General features: G+C 40.5%; 26 protein-coding genes, 2 tRNA genes and 1 other annotated feature. Of the genes, 4 read left to right on the forward strand and 24 right to left on the reverse strand.

The genetic code is table 11. The annotated features are described in order from the left end of the window. Position 1: 1 nt before the first annotated feature. The 13 genes from ACFFIS_RS04735 to ACFFIS_RS04795 all read right to left on the reverse strand — a co-directional run bounded on the left by ACFFIS_RS04735 (position 2) and on the right by ACFFIS_RS04795 (position 8,533). Entirely contained in the window at positions 2-232 is a 231-nt protein-coding gene (locus ACFFIS_RS04735) for a hypothetical protein (protein WP_320380826.1), read from the reverse strand. Continuing rightward, a complete protein-coding gene (locus tag ACFFIS_RS04740; protein WP_320380825.1) occupies positions 225-1,010 on the reverse strand; it encodes a hypothetical protein in 786 nt (261 codons plus the stop codon). Before ACFFIS_RS04740 ends, ACFFIS_RS04735 begins: the two co-directional genes overlap by 8 nt. 19 nt (positions 1,011-1,029) lie before the next feature. Then, on the reverse strand, positions 1,030-1,260 hold the full coding sequence (locus tag ACFFIS_RS04745; RefSeq protein ID WP_320380824.1) for a hypothetical protein: 231 nt from the start codon (positions 1,258-1,260) through the stop codon (positions 1,030-1,032). A gap of 2 nt (positions 1,261-1,262) precedes the next feature. Beyond that, the gene (locus tag ACFFIS_RS04750; protein ID WP_390186367.1) at positions 1,263-1,760 is read right to left on the reverse strand and encodes a hypothetical protein; all 498 of its coding nucleotides are present in this window, start codon (positions 1,758-1,760) and stop codon (positions 1,263-1,265) included. Then, complete coding sequence (locus tag ACFFIS_RS04755; protein WP_320380822.1) at positions 1,678-1,896, reverse strand: hypothetical protein; 219 nt, start codon at positions 1,894-1,896, stop codon at positions 1,678-1,680. Before ACFFIS_RS04755 ends, ACFFIS_RS04750 begins: the two co-directional genes overlap by 83 nt. A gap of 165 nt (positions 1,897-2,061) precedes the next feature. Next, positions 2,062-2,385, reverse strand: a complete 324-nt coding sequence (locus ACFFIS_RS04760) for a hypothetical protein (RefSeq protein WP_390186369.1) — start codon at positions 2,383-2,385, stop codon at positions 2,062-2,064. 571 nt (positions 2,386-2,956) lie between these two features. Beyond that, on the reverse strand, positions 2,957-3,589 hold the full coding sequence (locus ACFFIS_RS04765; RefSeq protein WP_320380820.1) for an HNH endonuclease: 633 nt from the start codon (positions 3,587-3,589) through the stop codon (positions 2,957-2,959). A gap of 22 nt (positions 3,590-3,611) precedes the next feature. Next, positions 3,612-3,743, reverse strand: a complete 132-nt coding sequence (locus ACFFIS_RS04770; RefSeq protein ID WP_320380818.1) for a hypothetical protein — start codon at positions 3,741-3,743, stop codon at positions 3,612-3,614. A 202-nt stretch (positions 3,744-3,945) separates the two neighbouring features. Next, positions 3,946-4,161, reverse strand: a complete 216-nt coding sequence (locus tag ACFFIS_RS04775) for a helix-turn-helix domain-containing protein (protein ID WP_320380816.1) — start codon at positions 4,159-4,161, stop codon at positions 3,946-3,948. Further along, complete coding sequence (locus tag ACFFIS_RS04780; protein WP_390186373.1) at positions 4,158-4,967, reverse strand: hypothetical protein; 810 nt, start codon at positions 4,965-4,967, stop codon at positions 4,158-4,160. The genes ACFFIS_RS04775 and ACFFIS_RS04780 overlap by 4 nt, the downstream gene beginning before the upstream one ends. A gap of 42 nt (positions 4,968-5,009) precedes the next feature. Then, positions 5,010-6,887 carry a hypothetical protein gene (locus tag ACFFIS_RS04785; protein WP_390186374.1) on the reverse strand — a complete coding sequence of 626 codons (1,878 nt, stop codon included), beginning with the start codon at positions 6,885-6,887 and terminating at the stop codon, positions 5,010-5,012. 940 nt (positions 6,888-7,827) lie between these two features. Further along, entirely contained in the window at positions 7,828-8,109 is a 282-nt protein-coding gene (locus tag ACFFIS_RS04790) for a hypothetical protein (protein WP_320380811.1), read from the reverse strand. Between the two features lie 175 nt (positions 8,110-8,284). Then, positions 8,285-8,533 (reverse strand): hypothetical protein, encoded by a 249-nt coding sequence (locus tag ACFFIS_RS04795; RefSeq protein WP_320380810.1) that lies wholly within the window; start codon positions 8,531-8,533, stop codon positions 8,285-8,287. Positions 8,534-8,675: 142 nt separating this feature from the next. On the opposite strand from ACFFIS_RS04795, the gene ACFFIS_RS04800 reads away from it, so the two are divergent. Continuing rightward, on the forward strand, positions 8,676-8,909 hold the full coding sequence (locus ACFFIS_RS04800) for a helix-turn-helix domain-containing protein (protein ID WP_320380809.1): 234 nt from the start codon (positions 8,676-8,678) through the stop codon (positions 8,907-8,909). A gap of 193 nt (positions 8,910-9,102) precedes the next feature. On the opposite strand, the gene ACFFIS_RS04805 is transcribed toward ACFFIS_RS04800, so the two are convergent. The 5 genes from ACFFIS_RS04805 to ACFFIS_RS04825 all read right to left on the reverse strand — a co-directional run bounded on the left by ACFFIS_RS04805 (position 9,103) and on the right by ACFFIS_RS04825 (position 13,260). Then, entirely contained in the window at positions 9,103-9,642 is a 540-nt protein-coding gene (locus tag ACFFIS_RS04805) for a DUF3102 domain-containing protein (RefSeq protein WP_390186407.1), read from the reverse strand. Between the two features lie 272 nt (positions 9,643-9,914). Then, positions 9,915-10,505, reverse strand: coding sequence for a recombinase family protein (locus ACFFIS_RS04810; RefSeq protein ID WP_390186377.1), 591 nt, complete (start codon positions 10,503-10,505; stop codon positions 9,915-9,917). Between the two features lie 593 nt (positions 10,506-11,098). Further along, on the reverse strand, positions 11,099-11,860 hold the full coding sequence (locus ACFFIS_RS04815; protein ID WP_320380807.1) for a helix-turn-helix domain-containing protein: 762 nt from the start codon (positions 11,858-11,860) through the stop codon (positions 11,099-11,101). Positions 11,861-12,024: 164 nt separating this feature from the next. Continuing rightward, positions 12,025-13,044, reverse strand: coding sequence for a tyrosine-type recombinase/integrase (locus tag ACFFIS_RS04820; protein ID WP_320380806.1), 1,020 nt, complete (start codon positions 13,042-13,044; stop codon positions 12,025-12,027). A 143-nt stretch (positions 13,045-13,187) separates the two neighbouring features. Then, a tRNA-Arg gene (locus ACFFIS_RS04825) sits at positions 13,188-13,260 on the reverse strand. Positions 13,261-13,477: 217 nt separating this feature from the next. On the opposite strand from ACFFIS_RS04825, the gene ACFFIS_RS04830 reads away from it, so the two are divergent. Then, positions 13,478-14,125: a deoxynucleoside kinase gene (locus tag ACFFIS_RS04830; protein WP_320381512.1), complete on the forward strand. Its 648-nt coding sequence runs from the start codon at positions 13,478-13,480 to the stop codon at positions 14,123-14,125. Between the two features lie 32 nt (positions 14,126-14,157). After that, positions 14,158-14,847, forward strand: coding sequence for a deoxynucleoside kinase (locus tag ACFFIS_RS04835; RefSeq protein WP_320380805.1), 690 nt, complete (start codon positions 14,158-14,160; stop codon positions 14,845-14,847). Positions 14,848-15,119: 272 nt separating this feature from the next. Here ACFFIS_RS04835 and ACFFIS_RS04840 read toward each other — a convergent pair. From ACFFIS_RS04840 to guaB, 4 genes are all read right to left on the reverse strand, one after another. Then, a tRNA-Ser gene (locus ACFFIS_RS04840) sits at positions 15,120-15,212 on the reverse strand. Positions 15,213-15,347: 135 nt separating this feature from the next. Continuing rightward, a complete protein-coding gene (gene serS, locus ACFFIS_RS04845) occupies positions 15,348-16,622 on the reverse strand; it encodes a serine--tRNA ligase (RefSeq protein WP_320380804.1) in 1,275 nt (424 codons plus the stop codon). Positions 16,623-16,845: 223 nt separating this feature from the next. Continuing rightward, positions 16,846-17,067, reverse strand: a binding site (T-box leader). Positions 17,068-17,118: 51 nt separating this feature from the next. Next, the gene (locus ACFFIS_RS04850; RefSeq protein ID WP_320380803.1) at positions 17,119-18,447 is read right to left on the reverse strand and encodes a serine hydrolase; all 1,329 of its coding nucleotides are present in this window, start codon (positions 18,445-18,447) and stop codon (positions 17,119-17,121) included. A 213-nt stretch (positions 18,448-18,660) separates the two neighbouring features. Further along, positions 18,661-20,136: an IMP dehydrogenase gene (gene guaB, locus ACFFIS_RS04855; RefSeq protein ID WP_320380802.1), complete on the reverse strand. Its 1,476-nt coding sequence runs from the start codon at positions 20,134-20,136 to the stop codon at positions 18,661-18,663. A 178-nt stretch (positions 20,137-20,314) separates the two neighbouring features. On the opposite strand from guaB, the gene ACFFIS_RS04860 reads away from it, so the two are divergent. Further along, positions 20,315-21,265 carry a YaaC family protein gene (locus tag ACFFIS_RS04860; RefSeq protein WP_390186380.1) on the forward strand — a complete coding sequence of 317 codons (951 nt, stop codon included), beginning with the start codon at positions 20,315-20,317 and terminating at the stop codon, positions 21,263-21,265. Here ACFFIS_RS04860 and ACFFIS_RS04865 read toward each other — a convergent pair. Continuing rightward, positions 21,262-22,356, reverse strand: a complete 1,095-nt coding sequence (locus ACFFIS_RS04865; RefSeq protein ID WP_390186381.1) for an HD-GYP domain-containing protein — start codon at positions 22,354-22,356, stop codon at positions 21,262-21,264. The genes ACFFIS_RS04860 and ACFFIS_RS04865 overlap by 4 nt on opposite strands. A gap of 126 nt (positions 22,357-22,482) precedes the next feature. Beyond that, complete coding sequence (gene gyrA / locus ACFFIS_RS04870) at positions 22,483-25,023, reverse strand: DNA gyrase subunit A (protein WP_390186383.1); 2,541 nt, start codon at positions 25,021-25,023, stop codon at positions 22,483-22,485. Positions 25,024-25,051: the final 28 nt, after the last annotated feature.

Raw genomic sequence — 25,051 nt, forward strand, 5'->3', positions numbered from 1 at the left:
TTCATCGGAGCTTGTCCATAGCCTTTCTGAATTTACGTCGATACAACGCCGCTCTTATTCGCATTTTGCCCACGTCCGCGAGCATGGCCAATGTTCCATAACGAAACGCCTCTCGCTCTGCTTGCGTTTTTAGTTGATTATGCGCGATAGCATAAAAGCTGTACATCGTATCTTCGTCCTGCTTGCCGATTCCACTCGCTAGCGCTTTGAGATATGTTATTACGTTATCCATTCATAAACGCCCCTTTTCCTTTAAGGTGTTTTTCGTAGAAATCGCGGTCTATTCCGCCTTGCGCCTGTGAAAATGTCGATTCTGCGACTACTTGCTTAGCTAAGTCGTGTATACGTTGCTGCGTCAATACGCTGTGGGGAAGCTGTTCCGCGACCTTAACCGCGAGCAAGTCGCTATTCCGTATGTTTTGTACTGCGCTTACTAATTTGTGCTTATCTGTCGCATCTAACTCGCTTAGTAACGCGCTAATCTTACTCTGCATTGCCGTTTTCTCTGCGTCTGTTAAGTGCGCAATATCGTTGATAATATCGTTAACTACCGCGCTCTTTTCGGTATCACCTATTGCTGACGCTAGTTTTAAAGATGCGCGAGTAACAAACTGCTCTGCGACCTCTCGATCATCCTCCGCGACTTTAACGACTGCTCGCGCTGCTCTTACCTTTGCTTCGTCAATCTGCGCCTGTTTCCACGCTTTATAATCTGCCTCAACCTTAGCGGACTGCTCGCGCATCTGTTTGTCGAGTTTATCAATCTCGTACGCTTTTACCTCGTCAGTCATAAGCGGATTATCGGACGCTTTAATGCGCTCGACTTCCTTTTTATAGTTCGCGTGTATCTCGTTCGCCTTGCGCTCAAACGCATTAAGCTCGGGCAGGTCTAGCTTAACTGCTTTTCCGCTCTCGATTAAAGCCTCTGCCTCCTCTGGCTCTGCATGAATCACTTTATGCTTGTCGATATTGCCCTCTGCTTGATACGTAAATAATCGCTGTGTTTCCATATATTATCGTCTCCTTTTATTAAAATGGTTTCCATGTTCTCTCGTCGTGATAAACGTCTGTTGCTGTACTTTGCTGCTTTATATCTGCTACGATTGCCTGCGCCTCTTTCTCGATTTCCTTTTCGTCATCTGACGCTAGGTATTTGACGTAAGTATCGACGTCATTATAATCGACGCCCGCCTCGAGTAGTTTTAATCGCTTTAGCTTATCCGTATAATCTGCTCTAGCTTGCGTTAGTTTTTTGCTCATACTTACCACCCCCACCGTAATTTGCCTTTTATACGCTCGAATGCCTTCCTGCCGATTTCGCCGGGGTCCGCGTGCGTCGGCTTTTGCTTGGCGCCGTTCATAGCGCTAGGATCGCCGTAGTTATCACGCGGCGGAATCTCTGTCGTTAATTCGAGTATCGACGCTTTAATCTCCGCGTCTGTTTCGCCTTCGACGTGCGATAGATAGCGTTCTATCTGCGCGTCTGTATAATTCACCGCTCGCATTTCCTGCCGCTTTTTATCCGCGATGCTATCCGCTCGATATTGCGCGAGTTTGTCGTCCAGCGCTTCAATTTTCGTCTGATAATGCGCGATTTCCCGCTCGACTTCGAGTTCTTCCTCCGAATATATTTCTTCCTCGGCCGTTTCTTGCTCGGTCTGCTCGACTTCCTCCGTTTTATCCTTTTGTCCGTCTGCTAAATCGTTGTAGAGTCGTTCGGTATCCGTCTGTTTCGTCTGCTGCTCGTTCATTTCTAGCAATATCGCTCATCTCCTTTTCAAATTGCATTATAAATAATTCGAGTTCCAATTCTTTAATACGCTCGTTTAGTTTGTTTACGCGAGTACTAATCAATTGCGATACTTCCTCGCGTGTGAATAGACGCTCTTTAGTCATCGCCCCACACCCGCTCGCCCGGAAATATTCTTAATCGAGGCGGCCGCTCTCTCTCGATGGGTATGCCGTGCTTGTTCCGCGGAAGTTTATCCGTCCAATGCCTGCGCGGCTTGCGTCGTCTTTGTTTGCGTTTATTGTTTTTATTAATCGTAAATCATCCTTTCATTATCCTATTTTATATACGTCAACATTTTCTGTAACTACGATACCGCCTCGCGTAATGTAGCGTGGATTCTCGTAGGTGAATCGCCGAATATCCGGCTGCAATTCCCTTGCGACTTGCTCCGCCTTTGCCTTGCCGCCGCTAGTTCCGCGGGCGATTGGCTCGAACATCATCGTCGCTAATATCCAATTATCGTGGGTATCGTATATGATATAAGCCGTTTTCATCGGGAAAATATCGAAGCGTTTGCCGCTGATTCGCGTTCGCTTATATAGTTGACCGTTTGCGTCTTGTTCAATACAATATACGCCCGAATATCGAATCAACTTTGCTTTCCCGCTTTGTATCGCGCGTATACGCTAGATAGTCCGTATTTTTTAATAGATTCGTCGCTCATCTCGGTCAGCTTATATAAAAATATATCACCATGTTTATAACCTCGCTTATCCTTAGGCGGTTTAATTCGCGTTACACCCGGCTCGACTTCCGCTCTTTTTAGCCTAGGATATTCCTCTGCCGCTTTTTTAGCGTGATAGTTATTCCGAAACTTGCTTATTGCGATTACCTCCCCTTTTCAGTTAAAATATCGTACCGTACGGGCGTCTTTTATGACTTTAAATAGTCCGCTAGTATAATAGGTATCTAACGTAACAAAACGCCTATAAACCGCCTGTATGACGCCTTTTTATTTATCGAAGTATATCCGTATCTGCCCCGCTGATGCTGTGCCGGTAGCCTCGATTATACGGCCTTCGTCGTCCTCGTATGTTCTTACGTCGTGCGCTCGTTCAACTATGCGCCTAATATGCGGCGGGTAGGTTGAGTAAATGCGCCAAAGTCTGTCGATAGGATCATAGTTGTATATCGTTTCTTGTTCTTCTCGGGAATAATAAGACATTAGCTCGCTCTCCTCGACATAAATCGCTTGTTAGTCTCTTGTCGAATTGTTTCTAGCAGTTCTTTATCGTCAAACAACCCGCTCATATCCTCGTGTGCGTACTTGATATAGTCGAGCAAAAAGCTATTGATAACCTCTTGAGTAGGCTGTCCACTCGTTAAGGATATAAAATACGTAAGCATCGCGAAGTTTTCGTCCCCTATTTCTGCTCTTTTACGAAGATAAAACTCAAAAAACGGCTTATCAGATTTAGATAGGTTACAAGAAGCGCATGCGAGTACAAGGTTGCTAATATGATGACTGCCGCCCGCGCTCGTCGCTATTACATGATCTACGTGATGACTACGCCCAGCTTCATCTTCGGATTTGCCGCAATAAATACACTTTCCGTCAAACGCGGCGAATATTCCTCGTAATTGTCGTAAAGTAACTTTTAAAGGCTGCCCGTCCTGCTCCGCGCGATATTTAAGCCTGGCGTATAACGTACGTGCCTTATCGTTTAAACCGGACTTACACGCCTTGCAGCGCGTTGTTATTCCGCCCTTCACTCGCTTGTCTACCTCGAATAAGTCTAGCGCTTTTTCTTCGTTACATAATCGGCATATTCTCGTTTCAATCTTTTTATTCTCCATCTCTCATTCGCTCCCTCGATTTTTATAATTCAAGTTGTTGCATTAGCTCTTTTAATACCGTTCTAATCTCGCTGTTTACGTGCGTTTTTCCTGCTCGCTGGACCTCTGCTAAAGCTCGCAATGCTTCAATTAATTCTGCTGTTCTATCGCTCATTGCTCACTCACTCTCCTTTAAAGCTTCGATTTCTTTCAAATTATCCAACGCTAAACAAGCGCTAAGATATAAAGCAATAGCTATTATTATTACAATCATTCGCTCGCTCACTCCCTCAATTTATTTCCCCGCTTGACTTCTCGCACGGGTTGACGTATTATTAAAATTGGGTAATACTACACAATAATTCTGAGTATAAAAATTAAACAGATAAGGATTGTTGCCTACGTTGATACTCGATAAACTCTCCCGTGACCTCAAATCGATGAGCTAGTTTAGCTCTAATATTTGCGGATACGTCACGTTTTCCGTTTTCCAAGTCACTAACTGTCGCCAAAGAGACGCCTAACCACTCCGCGTATTCGCGCATCGTCATATTTTTGTATCTTCTAATGTCGGCAAATGTTTGGTTATTCATGATATTTTATCCTCCTTTTTAATTTGTTCACTTTTAGCCCTAAAAAATAACGGGCTTACTTTAATTTCTGAACTATCCCTCTTAATAGTAACGGGTTTATAATGTCGGATTACCTGCGTTTCTGCATCGATTTCTTTGTTTTGTTTATAATGCGCGATGTCGTTCATATCTTCTCGTGCCCGATCACGCTTTCCTCCGCACTCTTCTTTATATTTGAACCTGGCAAACATTCCCGCGCTTTCTTCCATATCGAACGCAATCTCATATTTCTCGTAGTTTTTTTGACTCGTATCCTCTCGAATATCCTTATAAGCGTATGGGGGCAAATACGTTCCTGTCTTTTTAAATCGTATCTTCGCGTTGGCCTCCATGCTTCTACACGTGCTTTTCGGACAATACCATTGATTCTTCCGCGTCGGCTTAAATACGTTCTCGCAAAAACGATACTTGCATTTCCGGTAACGCTTCGCATATGCCTGCGCCTCATCTGCCGTAAACAGTCCACGTTCATACTTCGTAAGTATATCGTCAAATAAATCGGGCTTAGTATAGTACGCGCGTTCTACGTGTTGTCGCTCTAGTTCCTCCCAATCTTCGCGAGTATACGTTTTCCACTCCTCACGCTCGATATTTTCGGCAACGAATGCCCAGGTATCCGCTAATATATCAATTTCATTTTTACTCGGAGTATTTTCCGCCAAATATGCGTCTGTGTCTTGTCGTAGCTGCTCGACGTCTACCCTGCGCGCGCGACGATGCTTCATTCTTAATTTATATAACGTCATTTTTTTGTTTTGTTGTTTCATTCCCCATATCCCCTTTTAGTTGAATTTTGGTTGATAGTCTTTTCAATCCTTTTGATAGAATGTTTTTTCTCTAGTTATCCCGTACTTTTTCATAGCTGCTCTAAACTTTGGCGTATCTACTTGGCGTCTAAACGTGCGCGAGCTTATATCTAACTCTTTATAAATAGTCGATTGCTTTACGCGCTCGCCTCGGTCCATCCCGGCAAAGTAGTCGATAATCTCATCAATAGCCGTCTTTTTACCCGTCAATTTTTCGATAGGCTCATACTTTTCAAACTTAGCAAGCGGGTAATGGTCGCGAACAATGTCAACCATCTCTTTATCGCGATTAAACAAGTAAATCGTAACCATATCCGGCTTTCTTCCTGCCCGAAGTCTATTAGTCTCTTGTACGAGATTAATAGCGATGTCAGTCTTTTTATACGCCTCTGTATATTCGTCCTTGAATGTTAAGCCCTCCGAAGTCGAGATATGACCACGTTTCAACTGCATTCCCAACCTATCGCCTACTACCGCCTGCGAAGCGGTTGTATAGTAACTTGTCCCCTTGAATAACGTACCGATATAAATAGCGTTATTACATTCGACATAATCGTTACTCCCCCGCCCACCGTCGAAATGTTTAACCATTGCTTTCCCCTCGGCAATTTCCTCACTCAATTCTTCCGTTATTTGCTCGACATTTTCCTTGTACGTAACGACTAGCGTTTTATCGCTCTCATGTTCCGTTATGATTCGCTTAGCCATTTCGATAACACGCTCAACGCTTTGCGCGGATTGCCTAAGGGCTGTTCTCGATAAGTTATAACTGTCGCATACTCGAAATAGCACGTTACTATAATCGAGTTCATCCTGCGGCTTTACGACGTAGAAATCATCGCTTAAATATTCCGGGTCAGTTGCGCCCGTGCCATCGAGAATATACGTATTAAACAACGTGTATTTATAGTGAATCGTATGCGTATTCGTTACAATGCCGATTCCGTTATACTCACTGTACTCTCCGCCTGTATTAATGACGCGCTCGACCGCCCGCAGCGTAGCCATCTGCTCATGCCCGTAAGCCTCCGCGAAATCCCTAACAAGTCTAACCGGCATTTTAAAACGTCTATCGACCGCCGGAAATGCTCCCGCCTCAATCTCCTGTCCTTCTAATTTCGCTCGAACCTCCTCCACTATCTGCCGAACGCGATTATAGTAAGACTTTAGTTTTCCTTTGTTATCGCGACTAATCTCTAAAACATCGCTCATAAACTCGTTCAAATTACGCGCTGATAAAGTATGCGATAATACTAGCGACGGCTTTTCGTCTATTAATAGTAATGACCGGCGCTGCAATTTGCCTGCATCCGTTTCAAACGACGTAAAACTTTCGAGATTATCCCGTAGTGACTGACGTTCTAGCTGTTTCGTAGTCATTAGTAGTACGTTGTATTCTCGTTGATTGACGAATTGATCCTCGTAATCTAGCCGACTATGTACCTCTTTATCGTAGCCCTCGATTAAATAAGCTCGTTTTATCCCGCAGGCTTCGTTTATCTCATCGCGTAACTCCTTTAAATCGTCTAGCCTTTCCTTGACAACTACCGCGCCGAACGTGTCCGGAAAGTTAGCACACATTACACGAAGAAACATCGACATCATAGCCGACTTGCCGAACGCAGGCGGTGCGGCGATAATAACGGGCTTGTCGATACGTCTATCCCGTAGCCATGTGTTAAATGTCATCGTCGCAAACTCCGATTGACTAGGCGTAATATTATGTGCGTTATATACGGAAGTTAGTTCGTTTTTCCATTCGTTAGTAATCGCGGCTGCTAACGGCTGGATAAACCTCGCTTCCTGCGTACCTACTTCGATAAAGTCTACGATTCCCTTTTCCTGCCTAAACTTCGTCGATACTCGATTAAACTTATCCATTCTCCATATCCCCTTTTAGTTGAATTTTGGTTGAAATGTTTACGGATTAATACCGCGTTATTCCGTTATCTATAAAAAGCGGACATATCGCTATATAAGGTCTATATAGTAAAGTGTCCACTTTTTTATATAGAAGCGTTCGAGTTATGCGGTTTGTGCATAATCTCGATATGTTTTAAGGTTTTAAAAGGCGCGCTAATACGTTAAATACTTAAAAAGATACCGAATCGAGCTATCGCTCTCTCGGGTCTATGTAATAACAAATACTAATATCGAATATTAAAGATCTCCGAAAATTAATAGTAATAACGGTGTCGGCGCCCTCTCTTGTTATAGATATTCGGCGGTCTTTCTTTCTCGAATAAGGCGATAAATCCCGCGCCACTAATCCGTAGACATTCGCATAATATCCCTAAATGCCGCATCAAACTCGGGCGTATTCTCGAACTTAACGACGACCTTGCCTTCGTATTTGCGCGATGTAGCCAGGTCAACGACTGGAAAGCCTCGGTTAATTAGTTCGCGAGCTACTCGGAAACTTAGTACATTACGTATCTCCAACTACTCCCACCCCTTCTTTTCTATCGTTTTTCTTACAAATAAAAAAAATTATAAGCGAACAAGCCCGCGAGCCTGCCGCTTTATCATTAACGACTTTCCCCTCTCATATTAAGAGAGGAACTAAACGCCCTTTTCACAGTACCCCTACGGGTATATTTCGATATTTCTTTCAAATTAGTTCACAATTCGGACACAATTGACGGTATTTGCGATGCCTCTACTTATATATTCGCCTCAAAAACGCAAGTGGGGAGTTTTTCGCGGAATTAATCGAATAAAAAAGAGAAGCGAATATTCTCGCTCCCCTTTTCCGACTGTTGGCGCAGTCGATTTATATTTTAATAGCTTAGTCGGCTCGTCCTTATTATAAATCCGTTTACTATAATTTATTTTTCTGTATTACGTTTAATAATTCGATTGCCGTCGCGTCCCCTATCCGTTCAAATATTTCCGCAACTTCCGGCGTCCACAGAAATTCTATTTCACCTATGCCTGCGAACTCTAGCGCAGCCTGCCCGCTGTTGAATAGTATTAACGTAACCCCTTCCGAGATTCTAGCTTCCTTGCGCTCCGTTATATCGCCGAAGCGATCGATTTCTCTGTTAATCGGATAATCCGTTAACTGCCCCGTCAAATTAAAGTCCTCAATCGTTTTATACATATTAATTACGCCCCTTTTCGATTTGTTTGATTCATGTTATAATATCGATTATTAGCTTGGTTATTGCTCGCGGGCCTGTTGGCGCAGTCCCGCGGGCTTTTCGTTTTATACTCCGCGATGCCTCTTGCGATGAATAGCATCGCTATGTAAGCGATTATGAACGCCTGCAAACTAATCATGATATCGCCTCTCTGACATATTCGATCATAAACTCCTCGTCGCTCATATCCCAATAGTTATTAATACATTTCTCCGCGATAGGCTCGGGCAAGCCGTGCATTCCAACGAAGAACTCGCGAAATAGGATTAACCTAATTTTTCGTAATTCCGAAGCGTATTCGTCAAATAACGCCTCATCGACGGCATCAATCCTCTCATCTACTAGAAGCCCATCATATTCGGCTAGTGCTTGTAATGCTGTCATACTATAACCTCCTTTTTTGATTACGTTTAACGTAACTAACACTTATTATAATTACTCTAAACGTAATTGTCAACCGTATATTTACGTTTTCCGTAATTTAATGATAAACTCAACGTAGAGTATATTGGGGAGGTAATATAAAATGAATAAAATTATCGTAATTAGATTAAAGGAAGTTTTAACGGAACGCGGGCTAGAACAAAAACAACTAGCGGAAATGACGGGTTTGACCGAACGTACTATTAGTGAGTTAGTAAATAACAAAACGTTACGCTACCCTAAGAGTGCCTTAGAGAGTATCATTAATGCACTAGATATTACGGATATAAACGATATAATAACATTAGTAGATAAAAATAATTCGGAGGTTATTTAAAATGTCAAAATTCAATATCGATGCAATCAAGCCTGCAAATCAATTAGGCAAAGTGAATATCGAGGGTTTTATGAACAGTTCTCTATACAAAATAACGATCGATCAAAGAACACACGCAGTAGATACTATCTATGTCGATAATAAAATCGCATATGCTGACAAGGGTATTGTACTAGAAAAACCGATAGCGAAATCAATTAGCGATGAGGATATGCGCGTAATACTTGAAATGATAACCACGCAAGTGCGTACTATCGAGAGTAAATAAAAAAGCGGAATGGTCCGGCTCCTTCTCCGCCAGCTTCTCGTTCTCCTTTTCGAGCCGTTCCCTTTCCGACCGCTCTGCCTTCAACTGTCGTTTGAGCTCGCGCAACTCCCGAACGGTCATATCCTCGGGCTTCTTCGTCGTGCCGTCGCCTATATCGTGTTCGACTTCGCGCTGCTCGGGCGGTAGCGTAGCTATTTGGTAAAGCGCTTCGATTCCGATATTATGCGACGTCGCATATTTTGAATCCGTAAACTCACTCGCTATCTTCATAAGCCTTGTCGCTAATGTGCGGTCAATTCTAACTGATTCGAGCCACTTACTGAACTCCCCGTGCGCCAAGTCGTTCTCCTTAACGTGTTTCAACCTTCGTCCTATCTCGAAAATGGCTTCGCCTGCTACGCGCTGATAGGCGTTGATTTCTGCGGTGATTACGTTTTGATTATCGTTTAATTGCGCGAGAAATATCGGCTCGTCTGCGGCTGGCTAACGTTGATATGACGCAATCGGACTATGCCAAACGAATGTCCGGGGCGGAAGGGCAGTCGGTATAGCAACTGGCAGTGTGAACGGAAGGGATCGCCTAGCCCCTCGACTTTAAAATTTCGGCGGAAAATAATTTGATATATCGATTTAACCAAAGTGAAAAATTTTTGTCCGCAATTTAGACCCACCAGGGGACGAAGCCACTCGCCGACCACCCCGGGGGCCTTCACGAAAATAAAAAAAAGACGAGCGCCTTATTTCGCGCCCGCCTTCTTCTCGCTTTCTTCGTTGATTATTTTATATATTGTACTGCGTCCGATGCCGTATTCATTCGCGATGTCTTTTGCGCTTTCTCCGGCTTCAAATAACGCTTTTACTTGTCGCTTAATCTTGTCGTCTATTGCCGGTCGTCCGCCCGTCCTTCCTCGGCGCCTAGCTGCGTCTAATCCTGCGCGCGTACGCTCGCTTATGATGTCGCGCTCGAACTCGGCGAATACCGCGAGCATGCCGAACATAGCCTTGCCTATTGACGTCGTAGTATCGAGTTTATCCGATAAGCTAACGAACTCAACTTCTCGATTATTCATTTCGTCAGTTAATTCGTAAAGTTCTTTAGTCGAGCGAGCTAAGCGGTCTAGCTTATATACCGCGAATACGTCGCCCCTCGTCATAGCCTTCATAGCCCCGTCTAGCTGCGGCCGTACTCTGCGCGATGATACCTTATCTACGTATAGCACTAGCGCCTTGCCCTGCGCCTCTGCATAGCGTTCTAGCGCGTCCACCTGCATAGCCTCGTCTTGTCCGTCCGTGCTTACACGCACATACCCGATTATTCTATTCGTCATAATTACCGATTCCCCTTCCGTCTACTTCCCATACGTTTAATATAATTCCAAGTATAGACGAGTAAATAGACGAATGCAAGCGAAACGATCGGCTATAAACGTTAATTGCTCGCTAGTCCGTAAAGTGTACATAAAACAATCGTTAAATAGACACGTGTTTATAGCGGAGGGCGTCCGCAACGCTATTCCGCATATATACGTTTTGGGTACTAATAACTTATTTATATAGGGGAGTAGCGTATATCTAGCGGATTAGACGATCGGATATAGGCGCAAGCTAACCCCGTGAGTTATCGGAGGGCGTCCGCGGTGAACGCAAAGGCTGATATTCGGCGATTATAAAGCGTTAGAGGGGTCGCGCGCAAACCCCTTGCGGCTCGTGTTTGTTGCGAATAGTTAGCGCTATTTTACCGAGTAATACCGAGTATAAAACGGCTCTAATCGTGCATTAGCGAGCAATCCCAAGCCCGCATCACATTTCGGCATAATTCCGCCTATATTCGTAGTGTCAAGTAAAAGTACCTTACACCTACGCATTCCGCGCTATTACAATTCGCATATTCTAGCGCTCGGCATGCGCCGGTATTCGGCGATTATCCTAAACGCAACATTTTCGCATTAATCTGTCGACTAATCTCCGCGCTCAATCGCTCCCATGCCACGTATAACAATCCGCGCATGCTGCGAACCTTGCCCGATTTATGCAGCCTTACGACGTTATAGAAGGCGTCTATATAGCGCTCTGCATACGTTTCTAGCGGTATACGGCGGTCAATACGGGCCTTTGCTCGCAATAGTATGCCGTATGTATCGTATAAGGCTTGACCGTCGAAAAACGGCTCTAATGCGCTATAAATGGGCGCAGGAATAGCGTTCTTTAGTCCGCGTTTGATAATATTATCGGCGGAAGGTTTCGGCTGCTCTGCCGTCTCTTTATATGTATTATTTGTATTAGCTTTAGCGGATGTTTTTATGCCGTGACTTGCTGCCGTGTCTGGCTCGGCGTTTGCCGGCTTTATTACGATAATATTAGTCGATTGCCTGCGGTCGCCTTTTATGCGCTTAGTTTCGTGCTGCTCGATGATTCCTAGCGCTTCTAAACGATTGCATGCTCGAATAGCCGTCCGCCTGCTCTTATAGCCGGCTTGCTCCGCGATCTTCTGCTTCGATAGATAGCATACGCCCTTATACTTGCAGGCATAGCGACTGATTGCGTCGAGTATGTCGCGCTCGGTCTGCGATAGTTCATGCGCCTGCTTATGCGCCTTTATAGATTCGTTCATTTCTTCGACGGATTCAAACGACTGTAACGCCTTATATGTCGACTCTGTTTGCGATAAATATTCCTTGTTCATTTTCGATAAGCCTCCCCGATTAGAAGGCGACAACGGAATGTATGTTCTATTTTATGAGCGTGCTTAAATAATCCTTGACCGTCCGCTCATTTTTCGATATGCTTTAAGTATTCGGTGTGCATATCGGAGACGTATTCGCGTTTCCGTTGTGCCTTTTTTATTGTTTATTTTCGATATTTAATACGTCGCCTAGCGATTGGGCTAAACTCCGCATGCTTTGTCTTTAAATCTTCGTCGGTTAGTTGGATGTATTTTCTCGTAGTCGATATATCCGCATGGCCTGCGATTCTCTGAAGCGTGAATATATCCCCACCGTTCATAATGTAATCGCGGCAAAACTGATGCCGTAGCCCATGCGCACTTATTGACTTATCTATTCCCGACCGTTCTTTATAGATGTGCAAACGCCGTCTAAAGCTACTAGGCGAATACCTCTCACCGAAATTTGATACGAATATATAAGTCGTCTCGAAGTTCGCCTTTACTTCCGTTATAAGCTCCATTAACATGCGAAGCACTTGGTTCGATAACGGTAAAATGCGCGGCTTTCTGTTTTTCGTCTTACTCCCCGGCAAATAGATTGCGCGGCTTTTAAAATTGACGTCCTCCATCTCTAACGCAAACATTTCGGACGACCTTATACCTGTATCGAGAATTAAGAACATACTAACTAAATCGCGAAACTGCGCGTATAGTCGTATATCCGGCACGCTCAATAAACGATTAACTTCCTCGTCGGTCAAAGGCTCGAATGTATCTTCGTCAACTCGCATTAACTTAATTGCTTGCGCTGGATTCTTGTCGATAATCTCCTCTGTGTGTAGCGTATTAAAAAACGCTTTTAGTAATCGAATACGAATATTGACCGTATATGGAGATAATCCTATTTCGCCTGTCTTTTTATTCGTGTGTTTGGTCGATAAATAAATCACATATTCGCGGATCATTCCGGTTGAAATATCAGTTATCCGCTTTACACCCGGGTTATGCACGCCTAGCCACTCGATAAATAATCCGAATAGACTACGATATTCACTCAATGTCCGAGGTCTTAGCCCCTCCGCTTGCTTAGTCGAGTAAACGAAGTCTAATGCGTCATGTAATGATAAATCGACGCTATTATTTGCTGATAATGACGGCGCAGACCTTGTCCGAATAATCGGCTTTCCCTTCCGCTTAGACAACGCAAAAAAGCCCCCTTCCATTCGATTATGAACGGAAAGGGGCGTAACTAAATCACCCGCAAACTATGCGATTAGACTGTGTGCTTACCGTAATGGCTTTACGGATAAATCAACGCCCTAAATAGCGTCGTATCAACGTTTAACGCCCCCGGCAGGATTCGAACCTGCGACACACGGTTTAGGAAACCGATGCTCTATCCCCTGAGCTACGGAGGCATATAATAAATAAATTACTTATTTATTTCATCATCTTTGGCCATTATTCTTCGCCAAAAAACAACATTATTATTATACATGAAAATGCAATATCTTAAAAGTAGAAAAAAATGCTACCCTTTTGCCAACCCTTTCATAATTTTTATCATGGTACATCCTTCCTATATGTGATAAAATTAAAACCATCTGTTTACTGTTAGTAGAATTGGAGGATAAGATTATGGAAGTTCCTTTTATCGCCATTGAAGGGCCGATAGGAGTAGGTAAAACATCGCTTGCCAATAAGCTTGCTACTCATTTTGGCTTTCATCTCTTAGAAGAAATTGTCGAGGAAAACCCATTTCTTGGAAAGTTTTACGATAATATTGAGGAGTGGAGCTTTCAAACAGAAATGTTTTTCTTATGTAATCGATATAAACAATTAGAAGATATTCAAACGAAATATTTACAAGTAAATAAACCGGTTATCGCGGATTATCATATATCGAAAAACATGATTTTTGCAAAACGTACATTGCAAGAAGAGCAATTTGAAAAATATGAGCAAATTTATCATATCTTAACAAAGGATATGCCAGTTCCAAACATGATGATATATATTCATGCGAGCTTAGATACGATTCTAAAAAGAATTCGACTACGTGGCCGTGAAATTGAGCAAAACATTAAGGCTACTTACCTTGCTCAGTTATCTCAGGATTATGAGCAGTTTATGAATGAATTTGAAAAAATTCATCCAAACATTCCTGTTGTTCGTATTGATGGTGATCAATTTGACTTTGTTTCCAATCAGGAAGATTTAGAAACAATTATTGAAATGGTACGTACTGAATTACACCGTGTCACGTTAAATACTGCAAATTAACAATACACCTACTCATAGGAGGACATAAAGTCATGAATCTTAGAGAAAAGTATAACATACCTGGTGATAGTATTATTACAATCGCAGGTACAGTTGGGGTTGGTAAGTCAACTATGACAAAAGCACTTGCCTCAGCATTAAATTTTAAAACATCATTTGAAAAAGTTGACACAAATCCGTACTTAGAAAATTTCTATCAAGATTTCGAACGTTGGAGTTTTCACTTACAAATATACTTTCTAGCTGAGCGATTTAAAGAACAAAAGAAGATCTTTGAATATGGTGGTGGCTTCATTCAAGACCGATCTATATATGAAGATACTGGTATTTTTGCAAAAATGCACTATGACAATGGTACGATGTCTGAGGCTGATTATGAAACATACACGAACCTTTTTGAAGCAATGGTCATGACGCCATATTTTCCACATCCTGACTTACTTATTTATTTAGAAGGTAGCTTAGAAGATGTGCTAGATCGCATTCAATTACGTGGTCGTGATATGGAAAAGACCACGCCAATCTCGTATTGGGAAGAAATGTATCATCGTTATGAAAATTGGATTAACAGCTTTAACTCATGCCCTATCTTACGAATTAATATTGCAGAATATGATCTACTTCAAAAGGACTGTTCAATTGAACCGATTATAGCAAAAATTTCCCGTTCCATTGAGCACTCAAGAAAATGGAAGTCCAAACAATTAATCAATGTAAAATAATGCTGTTCATGCAATTTAAAAGGCCGTATGAAATCAAGTATCCTAATCTTGACTTCATACGGCTTTTTTTAAAGCTTGTTTATATTTTTTTAAAAGGCTGTTTTAGACATTTCGCTGCTGAATCGTTAATTTCCATCGTAACAAAAAGGCTATCGTAATGTTACGACGAAGTTTAGTTCACGTAGATTTAAAGCAATACAAAAAGGTAAAAAATAAAGCCACTCTATGAGCAGCTTTATCTTATCTCCAAAAATTTATGCGCTTTTTTAAAATGGAGGAGGTAGAGGGATTCGAACCCCCGCGGGCTATTACACCCCTGTCGGTTTTCAAGACCGATCCCTTCAGCCGGACTTGGGTATACCTCCGTGACAACATTTAATAATATATCATGGTTTATATTACAAAGTCAACTTGTTTCCCAAAGAAGCACAATTCAATATTTTTGTGAAACTAAGGGACGCTTCCTAACTATATTTTAGCTAAAAAGCGTCCTTTCATTACTACTTTATGATGCTCTTTCCGCCCATATACGGACGAAGTACTTCAGGGATTACAATTGATCCATCTGCTTGCTGGTAATTTTCTAAAATCGCTGCAACAGTACGTCCAACTGCTAAACCAGATCCATTTAATGTGTGGACAAATTCAGGCTTTCCTTTAGGCCCACGACGAAAGCGAATATTTGCTCTTCTAGCTTGGTAATCTTCAAAATTTGAACAAGAAGAAATTTCACGGTACGTATTTTGATTTGGTATCCATACTTCAATATCATATTTCTTCGCAGCAGTAAAGCCAAGATCGCCCGTACACATACTCAATACACGATACGGTAACTTTAATAATTGTAATACCTTTTCAGCGTGTCCCGTTAATGTCTCTAACGTTGCATATGAATCTTCAGGTTTCACAAAATGAACAAGCTCTACTTTATTAAATTGATGTTGACGAATGAGTCCCCGAGTATCGCGTCCAGCTGATCCTGCCTCTGAGCGGAAACAACCACTATAAGCACAATATTTTCTAGGTAAGTTTTCTTCCTTTAAAATCTCATCGCGATAATAATTTGTAACCGGAACTTCTGCGGTTGGAATTAAAAAGTAATCCCAATCTGCTAATTTAAATGCATCCTCCTCAAATTTTGGTAGTTGACCTGTTCCAGTCATGCTTGCTCGATTCACAATATACGGTGGTAGCATTTCTTCATAACCATGCTCATCTGCGTGCAAATCCATCATAAAGTTAATTAATGCACGTTCTAGTCTTGCGCCTAATCCGGTATAAAATGTGAAGCGACTTCCCGTAACTTTTGCTGCCCTTTCAAAGTCAATCATATTCAAATCTGTCGCTAAATCCCAATGTGCCTTTACATCAAAGTCAAACTGAGGAACCTCTCCCCATTTACGTACTTCAACGTTATCATCCTCATCCTCACCGATAGGTACACTTTCATGTGGTATATTTGGGATAGATAACATTATATGGTGGAGGTCATCTTCAATTTCACGTAATTGGTGATCAATCTCTGAGATTTGATCGCCTACCTCACGCATTTCCTTAATAACAGACTCTGCATCTTTTCCTTCCTTTTTAAGGATAGGAATTTGTTTCGATGCTTCATTTCGCTTCGCCTTTAATGTTTCTGTTTCATTAATTAATTGGCGGCGCCTTTTATCCAAATCTCCAAACCGTGATAAATCAGATAAATCCTCACCACGATGTTGCAATTTCGCTTGAACTTCTTCAAAGTTGCTTCTTAAATATTTCATGTCTAACATATACTTTTCCTCCTATCGTTATTTTACTTTCATCAATCATTTGGCTGTATGACCGCATGCTGTCCCCGCAGAAGTTCATCATGGGCCTGTAAAAGGTGTAGTGTGTTTCTTTTAGATCATTCTTCTAATCCTTCTAGACATTAGTACTTAGGTCTAACACAACACATCTTCTTGATAAATGCAGCCTTTATTTAAATACAAAAAAACCCCCATCCCTGTATATAACAGGGACGAGAGTTGTATTCCCGCGTTGCCACCCTAATTGAAGATACGTTACGAGTATCTTCCGGCTTCATCGCATAACGGTGCGTCACCGGGTTTACTTACTTTGATTTTCCGTAAACCAGTTCAAGGATGGATTCATAGTAACCATTCACCGATTTCCACCAACCATCGGCTCTCTATAGAAAGATTCACTATTACTAGTTCCTATCATAACCTTTTGCATTTAATTACTACTATCATACGCAAATTTTGAGCTACTTGCAAATATTAATTAGAACCAGCCTTTTACCATATCTACAATAGATGAAAAGATATTTACAAAGAAATCACCAATTGCCCCTAAAGTAAGCATAAACCAATTATTTTTTTCAACTGATTTTGTTGCGACAAGGTCTACTTGATGTTTTCCTTTTTCAGTAATGTAACCAAGATCTTTACCATCATAGACAAGTTCTGCTGTTCCAACTTTTTCGCCTTTTTTAACAGGTGCTACAATATTACCTTCTTTATCAAGCTTCTTTTTATCGAATTGATAAGAAATACTATATTTCTCATCTTCTCCCTTTTTAATTGGGATTTTAAATGCATCACTAAGTGCAACATCTACTGTTTTGCTTTTCCCTTTTGATACATTCAACGTAGATTTACCTTTCAATTGGTAATCAGCTGGAAATAGTGTTTTTTCTTCAAAGTTCGCAAAACCATAATCCATTAATTTCATTGTTTCCTTAAAACGGGCATCTTCACTTTTTGTCTTCATTACAACAGAAATAAGACGTTTTCCATTACGTTTAGCGGTTCCTGTAAAACAATAGCCAGCTAAATCTGTATATCCTGTTTTTAAACCGTCAATACCTTCATAATAGTATTGTTTAAAATTCACACTGTTATGTGGCAACATCCAGTTCCAATTATCGATTGTTTTATCGTCAAATGTTGTTTGTGGAATGCTGGAAATATCTAATGCATGTGGAAAATCTTTAATTAAATGAAATGCAAGTAATGCTGCAGAGCGAGCTGATAATAAATTTGTTCCATCTGGTTCTGTTCCTTCAGGGTAATCTTTCCCTAATGAAGTATTTTCTAATCCAGTGGCATTTACAAATTTAAAATCAGGTAACCCCATTTCTTTACCTTTATCATTCATCATTTTAACAAATTCACCTTCAGAACCAGCTACTAGTTCTGCCAGTGCAATGGTTGTTGCATTATCTGAGTTAATTGCCATTGCATTATATAAATCTTCAACTACGTAGTCTTTGTCTTGCACAAGACCAATACCTGAAAAGGCATTGTTAGCTGAAATCTTATACGCGTAATCACTAATTTGTGTTGGTGTATCCCAACTAATTTTACCAGAAGCTATCGCTTCTAAAACGAGATATTCAGTCATCATTTTTGTCATACTAGCTGGTGGTAGTGCTTCATCTGCATTTTTTGCTAGTAATACTTTACCTGTTTCCGCATCAACTAAAATAGCTGATTCTGCTGCTAATTTTACGTTTGCTTGCGCGTGCGCTACATTTGGATGATGTTGGAAAATTGTCAGCATCATCGCAACAACTAATACGAGTGATAGTTTCTTATATAAAGGTTTCAATTGTTTTTACCCCACTTTATGTTAAATATCATCATTTATTCTATTTCTCACTTGTTCATTTAAGTGTAATTTTAAATAACACAGGTTTTCCACATTGTCATCAAAAAGAGAGTTGCCTTAGTTATTTTACCACAAAGGCAAGAAAAAAAATAGATAGGCTACATCACCTATCTATAAAAAAAAGATAATAATCAGCCTCGTAATGTGCGTCTTTTATTGCTGTACAGAATAATTAGGTGCTTCTTTTGTTATTTGTACATCATGTGGATGACTCTCACGTAATCCAGCATTTGTAATGCGGACAAATTGTGCGTCATTTTTTAAATCCTTTACTGTCTTTGTACCACAATAACCCATACCTGCGCGTAAACCACCAATTAGTTGGTGAACAATATCTGCGATTGGGCCCTTATAAGCAACTCGTCCTTCAATTCCCTCAGGAACAAGTTTTTTTGCATCGTCCGTATCTTGGAAATAACGATCTTTTGAACCTGCCTTCATGGCACCAACAGAGCCCATACCACGGTATACTTTATATCTTCTACCTTGATAAATTTCAGTCTCACCTGGGCTTTCAGATGTTCCAGCAAACATACTACCAAGCATCACAGCATTTCCACCAGCAGCAAGTGCTTTTACAATGTCACCTGAGTATTTAATGCCACCATCAGCGATAATCGGTATGCCATGTTTCTCTGCCTCTTGCGCACAGTCAAAAACAGCTGTTACTTGTGGGACACCAACGCCTGCAACAACACGAGTTGTACAAATAGAACCTGGACCTATTCCAACCTTTACAATTGTTGCCCCCGCTTCAATCAGTGCCTTTGTAGCTTCCGCTGTTGCTACATTACCGGCAATAATATCGAGCTCAGGGAACTTTTGACGAACAAGTTTTACTTGCTCAAGCACACCTTTAGAATGTCCATGTGCTGTATCAATCACGATAACATCAACACCTGCTTCAACTAACTTTTCGATACGTTGCATGGCATCACCAGTGACACCAACTGCCGCACCTACCAATAGTCTCCCTTGGGCATCTTTTGCGGCATCTGGGAATTCTATTACCTTTTCAATATCTTTTATTGTAATAAGCCCTTTTAATATGTTTTGTTCATCAACAAGTGGGAGCTTTTCAATCTTATGCTGTTGCAATATTTTTTCTGCCTCTTGCAATGTCGTTCCAACAGGGGCAGTGATTAAATCTTTACTTGTCATTACCTCATGAATTGGTATAGAAAAGTCTCGAATAAACCGCATATCACGGTTTGTGATAATACCAACAAGTTGTTGTTCATCAACAGAATTTACAATAGGAACACCTGAAATGCGATATTTACTCATGAGATGTTCAGCATCATACACCTGATGGTCCGGTGTTAAGTAAAATGGATTTGTGATAACGCCACTTTCAGAACGTTTTACTCTGTCAACTTGTTCCGCTTGTTCCTCAATCGACATATTTTTATGGATTATTCCTAATCCACCTTGTCGTGCCATAGCAATTGCCATTTCAGCTTCCGTAACAGTATCCATACCAGCACTAATCAATGGTACATGTAGGTTTAGTTTTGGAGATAACTGGGTATGTACAGATACATCTCTTGGTAATACTTCAGATTTAGCCGGAATTAACAAAACATCATCAAATGTTAAACCTTCTTTTATAAACTTATCGTTACGCATGGGAATCCTCCTATTTCATGATTCAATATTCATAAATTCTTCTATTTTTGACAAACCTATACACGAATTGTCTATTCTAATTAGAATACGTGAAACGACCTCTTTTTTCAATACACACGTATTAAAGAAAAGGAATACTACAGTTGCAAATCTTACGAATATTTGAGGCGATGTATGAATGAATATACAAGCTATTAAAAGTCTATATACTTACTTAGAATCCCAACAAACTGCGCAACAGTTTTTACATCATTGCTACCAAAAGCTGCCCGATGTTGATGCAGATGTCAAAAGCTATGAAAATTGTACAACGTTTATGTATTATTTGCGTCATGGGAAGTTATTTTACGAAAGTGGCCAAGTGCAACATATTGCTTTAAAGCCAATTTTACTTTTTTACGGTATGGCCCATTTATTAAAAGCATGTTTAATAACAAAACGTCCGGATTATCCCGAGTCCACAACAATATTAGCACACGGTGTCTCGACAAGAAAACGAAAAAAACGTGATTACAATTTTCTACAAGACGAAGTAAAGTTACAACACAATGGACTCTTTCGTTACTTTTCAGAGCATCTTTTTCAGGTTACAACATTTCCCTTTGAAAAGATACAGATGGAAAGCTTACTAAAACTTATTCCCGAATTAACAACATTATTTCACTTCCATCAAGATGAAAGTATGGTTCATGTAGGGAAGATGGGAGATGACACTTTACGGTTCCCTACATCACTTTTAGACCAATATCACTTAACTGAAAAGGCATTTATTCAACGAATTAAACCTTACCTAGGCGTAATGATTAATCAAACAAGTGATAAAAAATCAATGATATTGCAGCTCAAGCAACCTTTGAGAGACTTTAAAGGCCCCTTTTTCTTTAATCTTCATGAACAAATATATTTCCCTGCAAATCGGGATCATTTTATCCCGTTACATGAAGTGATGATCCATTACTTACTTCTATACAACTTAAGTATGCTCAGTCGATATGAAGCAGAATGGTGGGGCGATTTAATTGTTACTAAATCTGATAGTGACTATCCTTTTATTGAGCAGTTTTTAGAAACGACTGCAAAAAAGATTCCTATCCTTTTAGGTCGGGAACTTTTTTTGATGCTTGATTAAGATATTACCTTTTCAATATAAATGGTTGGTTGCTCTTTTAACGAAATAATTTCCTTTGTTTCCTCTAACGCAATCATAGGGCGAGTCGGATATTGCTGATCAATAAAAATAATTTTTCCAATCGCACCATTTGATAATTTAACCTTTTCTCCTATTGAGAGGTTTGTTATATATGTAAGCAAGGTCCATACAATAGCCGGGTCATATTTTGCATATTTAGCTTGCTCAAGCGTTCTTGCAACAGAAAGGGTTGGCTGTTTTTCCGTATGTATGCGATTACAAGCCATTGCGTGATATGTATCGCATACTGCAATAATTCTTGCATAAGGATGTATTTGCTCTCCTTTTAATCGCAATGGATAACCGCTTCCATCTGTTCGTTCATGATGTTGTAAAACTGCTAATTTTACACCTTCTGTTATGAATGGTAAATCTTTAATAAACTGATAAGAATATGTTGGGTGTTTCTCCATTTCCATTCTTTCTTCCAACGTTAATGATGCTGCCTTATTATAAGTGCTCTCAGTAATCTTTGCCATTCCAATATCTGATAAGAGACCTGCAAGTCCAACTTGAAGCCATTTTTGCTTTGTATAGCCCATTTTCATTGCAACATATGCTGATAGAACAGAGACAGCGACACTATGATGAAATAGATATTCCTTTTTCGTCGCATATTGATATAAAGTTGGTATGGCGGACTCTTCACTTTCAACTTGTTTCAACAATGGCATAATGAGCTCTCGTACAGCATGGAAATCAGGTATATTATAATTTTGCCATGATATAAAGTACTTTTTATACTGTGCTACTACTTCCATATAATGTTCATGGAAGGCTGTAGTAGGAAGTGATTCTTTAGACTTACTTTCTTCCTGCTTCACATGATTAGAGGCATGGACATTTACTTTATTTTCCACCTGTGCATCATGATATTCAACTTGTACTTCCTCTATCAAAAACTTTTTCAATATCTTAATATGTAAGTCAGTTAATATTGTACCTTGCTTCATAATCGGATCGTTTGTTTTCCCCTTTACATCATGTAATAACGTGTAACCAGGTGTTAATTGAGATGGATGAACGCGCATAAACTCTCCCCCCATTGCTTATTATAATTTATTGGTATAGGTATAAAGAACTAGTTTTAGACGATAAATAAAAACCTCACTCCTCCCTGTCTGTTGGAGAAGGTGAGGTTTTTATTGATTCATCCATTAATCTTCTTGTGTTTCATCCTCTGTTGACGCTTGCTCTTGTTGATCATGCGTTTGTTCATCTTCAGGTGAATGGGTAGAATCCACTTCACTTTCTTCTGGTTCTTCCACTTCCTTTTCAACCTTTGCAACAGTGGCTACTTCTTCATCGTCTTGTAAACGTATCAAGCGTACACCTTGTGTATTACGCCCTGTTTGTGAGATTTCCTCAACCGGGATACGAATTAAGACACCACCAATTGTAATGAGCATAATATCCTCATCACCATTTACAGCTTTTACAGTTACGACATGCCCTGTATCCTCATTCAATTTACATGTAAAGATTCCTTTACCGCCACGATTTGTAAGACGATACTGATCTTCCGGTGTTCGTTTCCCTACACCTTTATTCGTAACGTGCAAGATTTGCATATCTTTTTCTACAATATCCATAGAGATTACTTCATCATCGCCCCGTAAGGAAATGGCTCTTACCCCTGCAGCAGTTCTCCCCATTGATCTCACTTGTTCTTCCTTAAAGCGAATAAGGTATCCAAGCTTCGTACCAATCATCATATCCTTTTGGCCATCCGTTAGGCGAACAGCAATTAACTCATCACCTTCACGCAAACCTAAGGCAATCAATCCGCCACGGCGAATATTTGCAAACTGTGATAACTCTGTACGTTTGGACAATCCATGCTTCGTTGTGAAGAAGAAGAACGAGTCATCCGTAAACTCACTAACAGAAATAACCGCATTGACCCATTCGCCTTGTTCAACCTGTAAAATATTGATGATTGGAATTCCCTTTGCAGTTCGGCTAAACTCCGGAATTTCATAACCTTTTAAGCGATACACCTTTCCTTTATTTGTAAAAAATAGGATTGTATCATGTGTTGAGGTCGGAACAAGCTGTTCTACAAAGTCGTCATCATGGGTTCCCATTCCTTGAATACCACGTCCGCCTCTACGTTGCGTACGATATGTGGAAGCCGGAAGTCGTTTAATATATCCGCGATGCGTCAATGTGATGACAATATTTTCCTCAGGGATTAATTCTTCATCTTCAAAGAAGTCAACTCCACCAAGTACAATTTCAGTTCTACGTGGGTCACCAAATTTCTCCTTGATTTCAATAAGTTCTTCCCGAATAATTTCTAATACTTTTTCTTCATTTGCCAAAACTTCTTTTAGTTCCGCAATAAGCTTAATTAAATCATTGTATTCATTTTCAATTTTATCACGTTCTAATCCTGTAAGGCGTTGCAAACGCATATCTAAAATAGCCTGTGCTTGCTTTTCACTTAGATTAAAGCGTTCTATTAAACCATTTCTTGCGATTTCTGCCGTTTTTGAATTACGGATTAATGAAATTACTTCATCGAGATGGTCCAGTGCAATACGCAAACCTTCTAAAATATGTGCACGCGCCTCAGCACGGCGTAATTCAAATGCTGTTCGACGTTTAATAATAATAATTTGATGGTCTAAGTAATATTGAAGACTTTGTTTAATATTTAGAACTTTAGGTTGCCCATCAACTAGTGCGAGCATATTAATACCAAATGTTGTTTGTAAAGCAGTATATTTATACAAATTATTTAAAACAACATTTGCATTTGCATCACGGCGCACTTCCATTACAATCCGCATTCCTTCACGGTCTGATTCATCGCGTAAATCTGTAATACCTTCAATACGCTTTTCGCGAACATGCTCTGCAATTTTTTCAATTAACTTCGCTTTATTCACTTGGTACGGTAATTCCGTAACAATGATTCGTTCTCTACCACTCTTTTGTTCCTCAACTTCTACCTTAGCTCGGAGCGTAATGGATCCTCTACCTGTTTCATAGGCTTTACGGATTCCGCTTCTCCCCAAAATTAATCCAGCAGTTGGAAAGTCTGGGCCATATAAATGGTTTTCCATAATTTCCTCAATCGTTATATCTGGATTTTCACTTATAGCTAATACCGCATTTATTGTTTCATTTAAGTTATGAGGAGGAATATTCGTTGCCATCCCAACCGCGATACCGTGTGCACCATTCACTAATAAATTTGGGAAACGTGATGGGAATACGACCGGTTCTCGCTCTGAGCCGTCATAGTTATCCTGATAGTCTATCGTATCTTTATTAATATCACGTAATAATTCCATTGAGATTTTTGACATTCTAGCTTCTGTATAACGCATAGCAGCAGCTGAATCACCATCAACAGACCCAAAGTTACCATGTCCATCTACAAGCATATAACGATAACTAAAATCTTGTGCCATACGGACCATCGCATCATAAACTGCAGAATCACCGTGTGGGTGATACTTACCAATTACTTCCCCTACAATACGGGCTGATTTTTTATATGCCTTATCAGCGTGCATACCTAAATCATTCATTGCATATAATATTCTTCGATGAACCGGTTTTAAACCATCACGTACATCTGGCAAAGCACGAGACACAATAACACTCATTGCATAATCCAAAAATGACGTACGTATTTCTTGGCTAATATTCACCTCTTGAACATTAGGACGTTGTTGATCTTCCATAAATTAAACCTCCTGTTTAGAAAAGCTG

The organism is Paracerasibacillus soli (genome assembly GCF_042432965.1).
Classification (GTDB): Bacteria; Bacillota; Bacilli; order Bacillales; family Amphibacillaceae; genus Paracerasibacillus; species Paracerasibacillus soli.

Coding starts and splice junctions, on each gene's coding strand:
- ACFFIS_RS04735 (WP_320380826.1), bottom strand. CDS start 232: ATGGATAACGTAATAACATATCTCAAAGCGCTAGCGAGTGGAATCGGC.
- ACFFIS_RS04740 (WP_320380825.1), bottom strand. CDS start 1,010: ATGGAAACACAGCGATTATTTACGTATCAAGCAGAGGGCAATATCGAC.
- ACFFIS_RS04745 (WP_320380824.1), bottom strand. CDS start 1,260: ATGAGCAAAAAACTAACGCAAGCTAGAGCAGATTATACGGATAAGCTA.
- ACFFIS_RS04755 (WP_320380822.1), bottom strand. CDS start 1,896: ATGACTAAAGAGCGTCTATTCACACGCGAGGAAGTATCGCAATTGATT.
- ACFFIS_RS04765 (WP_320380820.1), bottom strand. CDS start 3,589: ATGGAGAATAAAAAGATTGAAACGAGAATATGCCGATTATGTAACGAA.
- ACFFIS_RS04770 (WP_320380818.1), bottom strand. CDS start 3,743: ATGAGCGATAGAACAGCAGAATTAATTGAAGCATTGCGAGCTTTAGCA.
- ACFFIS_RS04775 (WP_320380816.1), bottom strand. CDS start 4,161: ATGAATAACCAAACATTTGCCGACATTAGAAGATACAAAAATATGACG.
- ACFFIS_RS04780 (WP_390186373.1), bottom strand. CDS start 4,967: ATGAAACAACAAAACAAAAAAATGACGTTATATAAATTAAGAATGAAG.
- ACFFIS_RS04785 (WP_390186374.1), bottom strand. CDS start 6,887: ATGGATAAGTTTAATCGAGTATCGACGAAGTTTAGGCAGGAAAAGGGA.
- ACFFIS_RS04790 (WP_320380811.1), bottom strand. CDS start 8,109: ATGTATAAAACGATTGAGGACTTTAATTTGACGGGGCAGTTAACGGAT.
- ACFFIS_RS04795 (WP_320380810.1), bottom strand. CDS start 8,533: ATGACAGCATTACAAGCACTAGCCGAATATGATGGGCTTCTAGTAGAT.
- ACFFIS_RS04800 (WP_320380809.1), top strand. CDS start 8,676: ATGAATAAAATTATCGTAATTAGATTAAAGGAAGTTTTAACGGAACGC.
- ACFFIS_RS04810 (WP_390186377.1), bottom strand. CDS start 10,505: ATGACGAATAGAATAATCGGGTATGTGCGTGTAAGCACGGACGGACAA.
- ACFFIS_RS04815 (WP_320380807.1), bottom strand. CDS start 11,860: ATGAACAAGGAATATTTATCGCAAACAGAGTCGACATATAAGGCGTTA.
- ACFFIS_RS04835 (WP_320380805.1), top strand. CDS start 14,158: ATGAATCTTAGAGAAAAGTATAACATACCTGGTGATAGTATTATTACA.
- serS (WP_320380804.1), bottom strand. CDS start 16,622: ATGTTAGACATGAAATATTTAAGAAGCAACTTTGAAGAAGTTCAAGCG.
- guaB (WP_320380802.1), bottom strand. CDS start 20,136: ATGCGTAACGATAAGTTTATAAAAGAAGGTTTAACATTTGATGATGTT.
- ACFFIS_RS04860 (WP_390186380.1), top strand. CDS start 20,315: ATGAATATACAAGCTATTAAAAGTCTATATACTTACTTAGAATCCCAA.
- ACFFIS_RS04865 (WP_390186381.1), bottom strand. CDS start 22,356: ATGCGCGTTCATCCATCTCAATTAACACCTGGTTACACGTTATTACAT.
- gyrA (WP_390186383.1), bottom strand. CDS start 25,023: ATGGAAGATCAACAACGTCCTAATGTTCAAGAGGTGAATATTAGCCAA.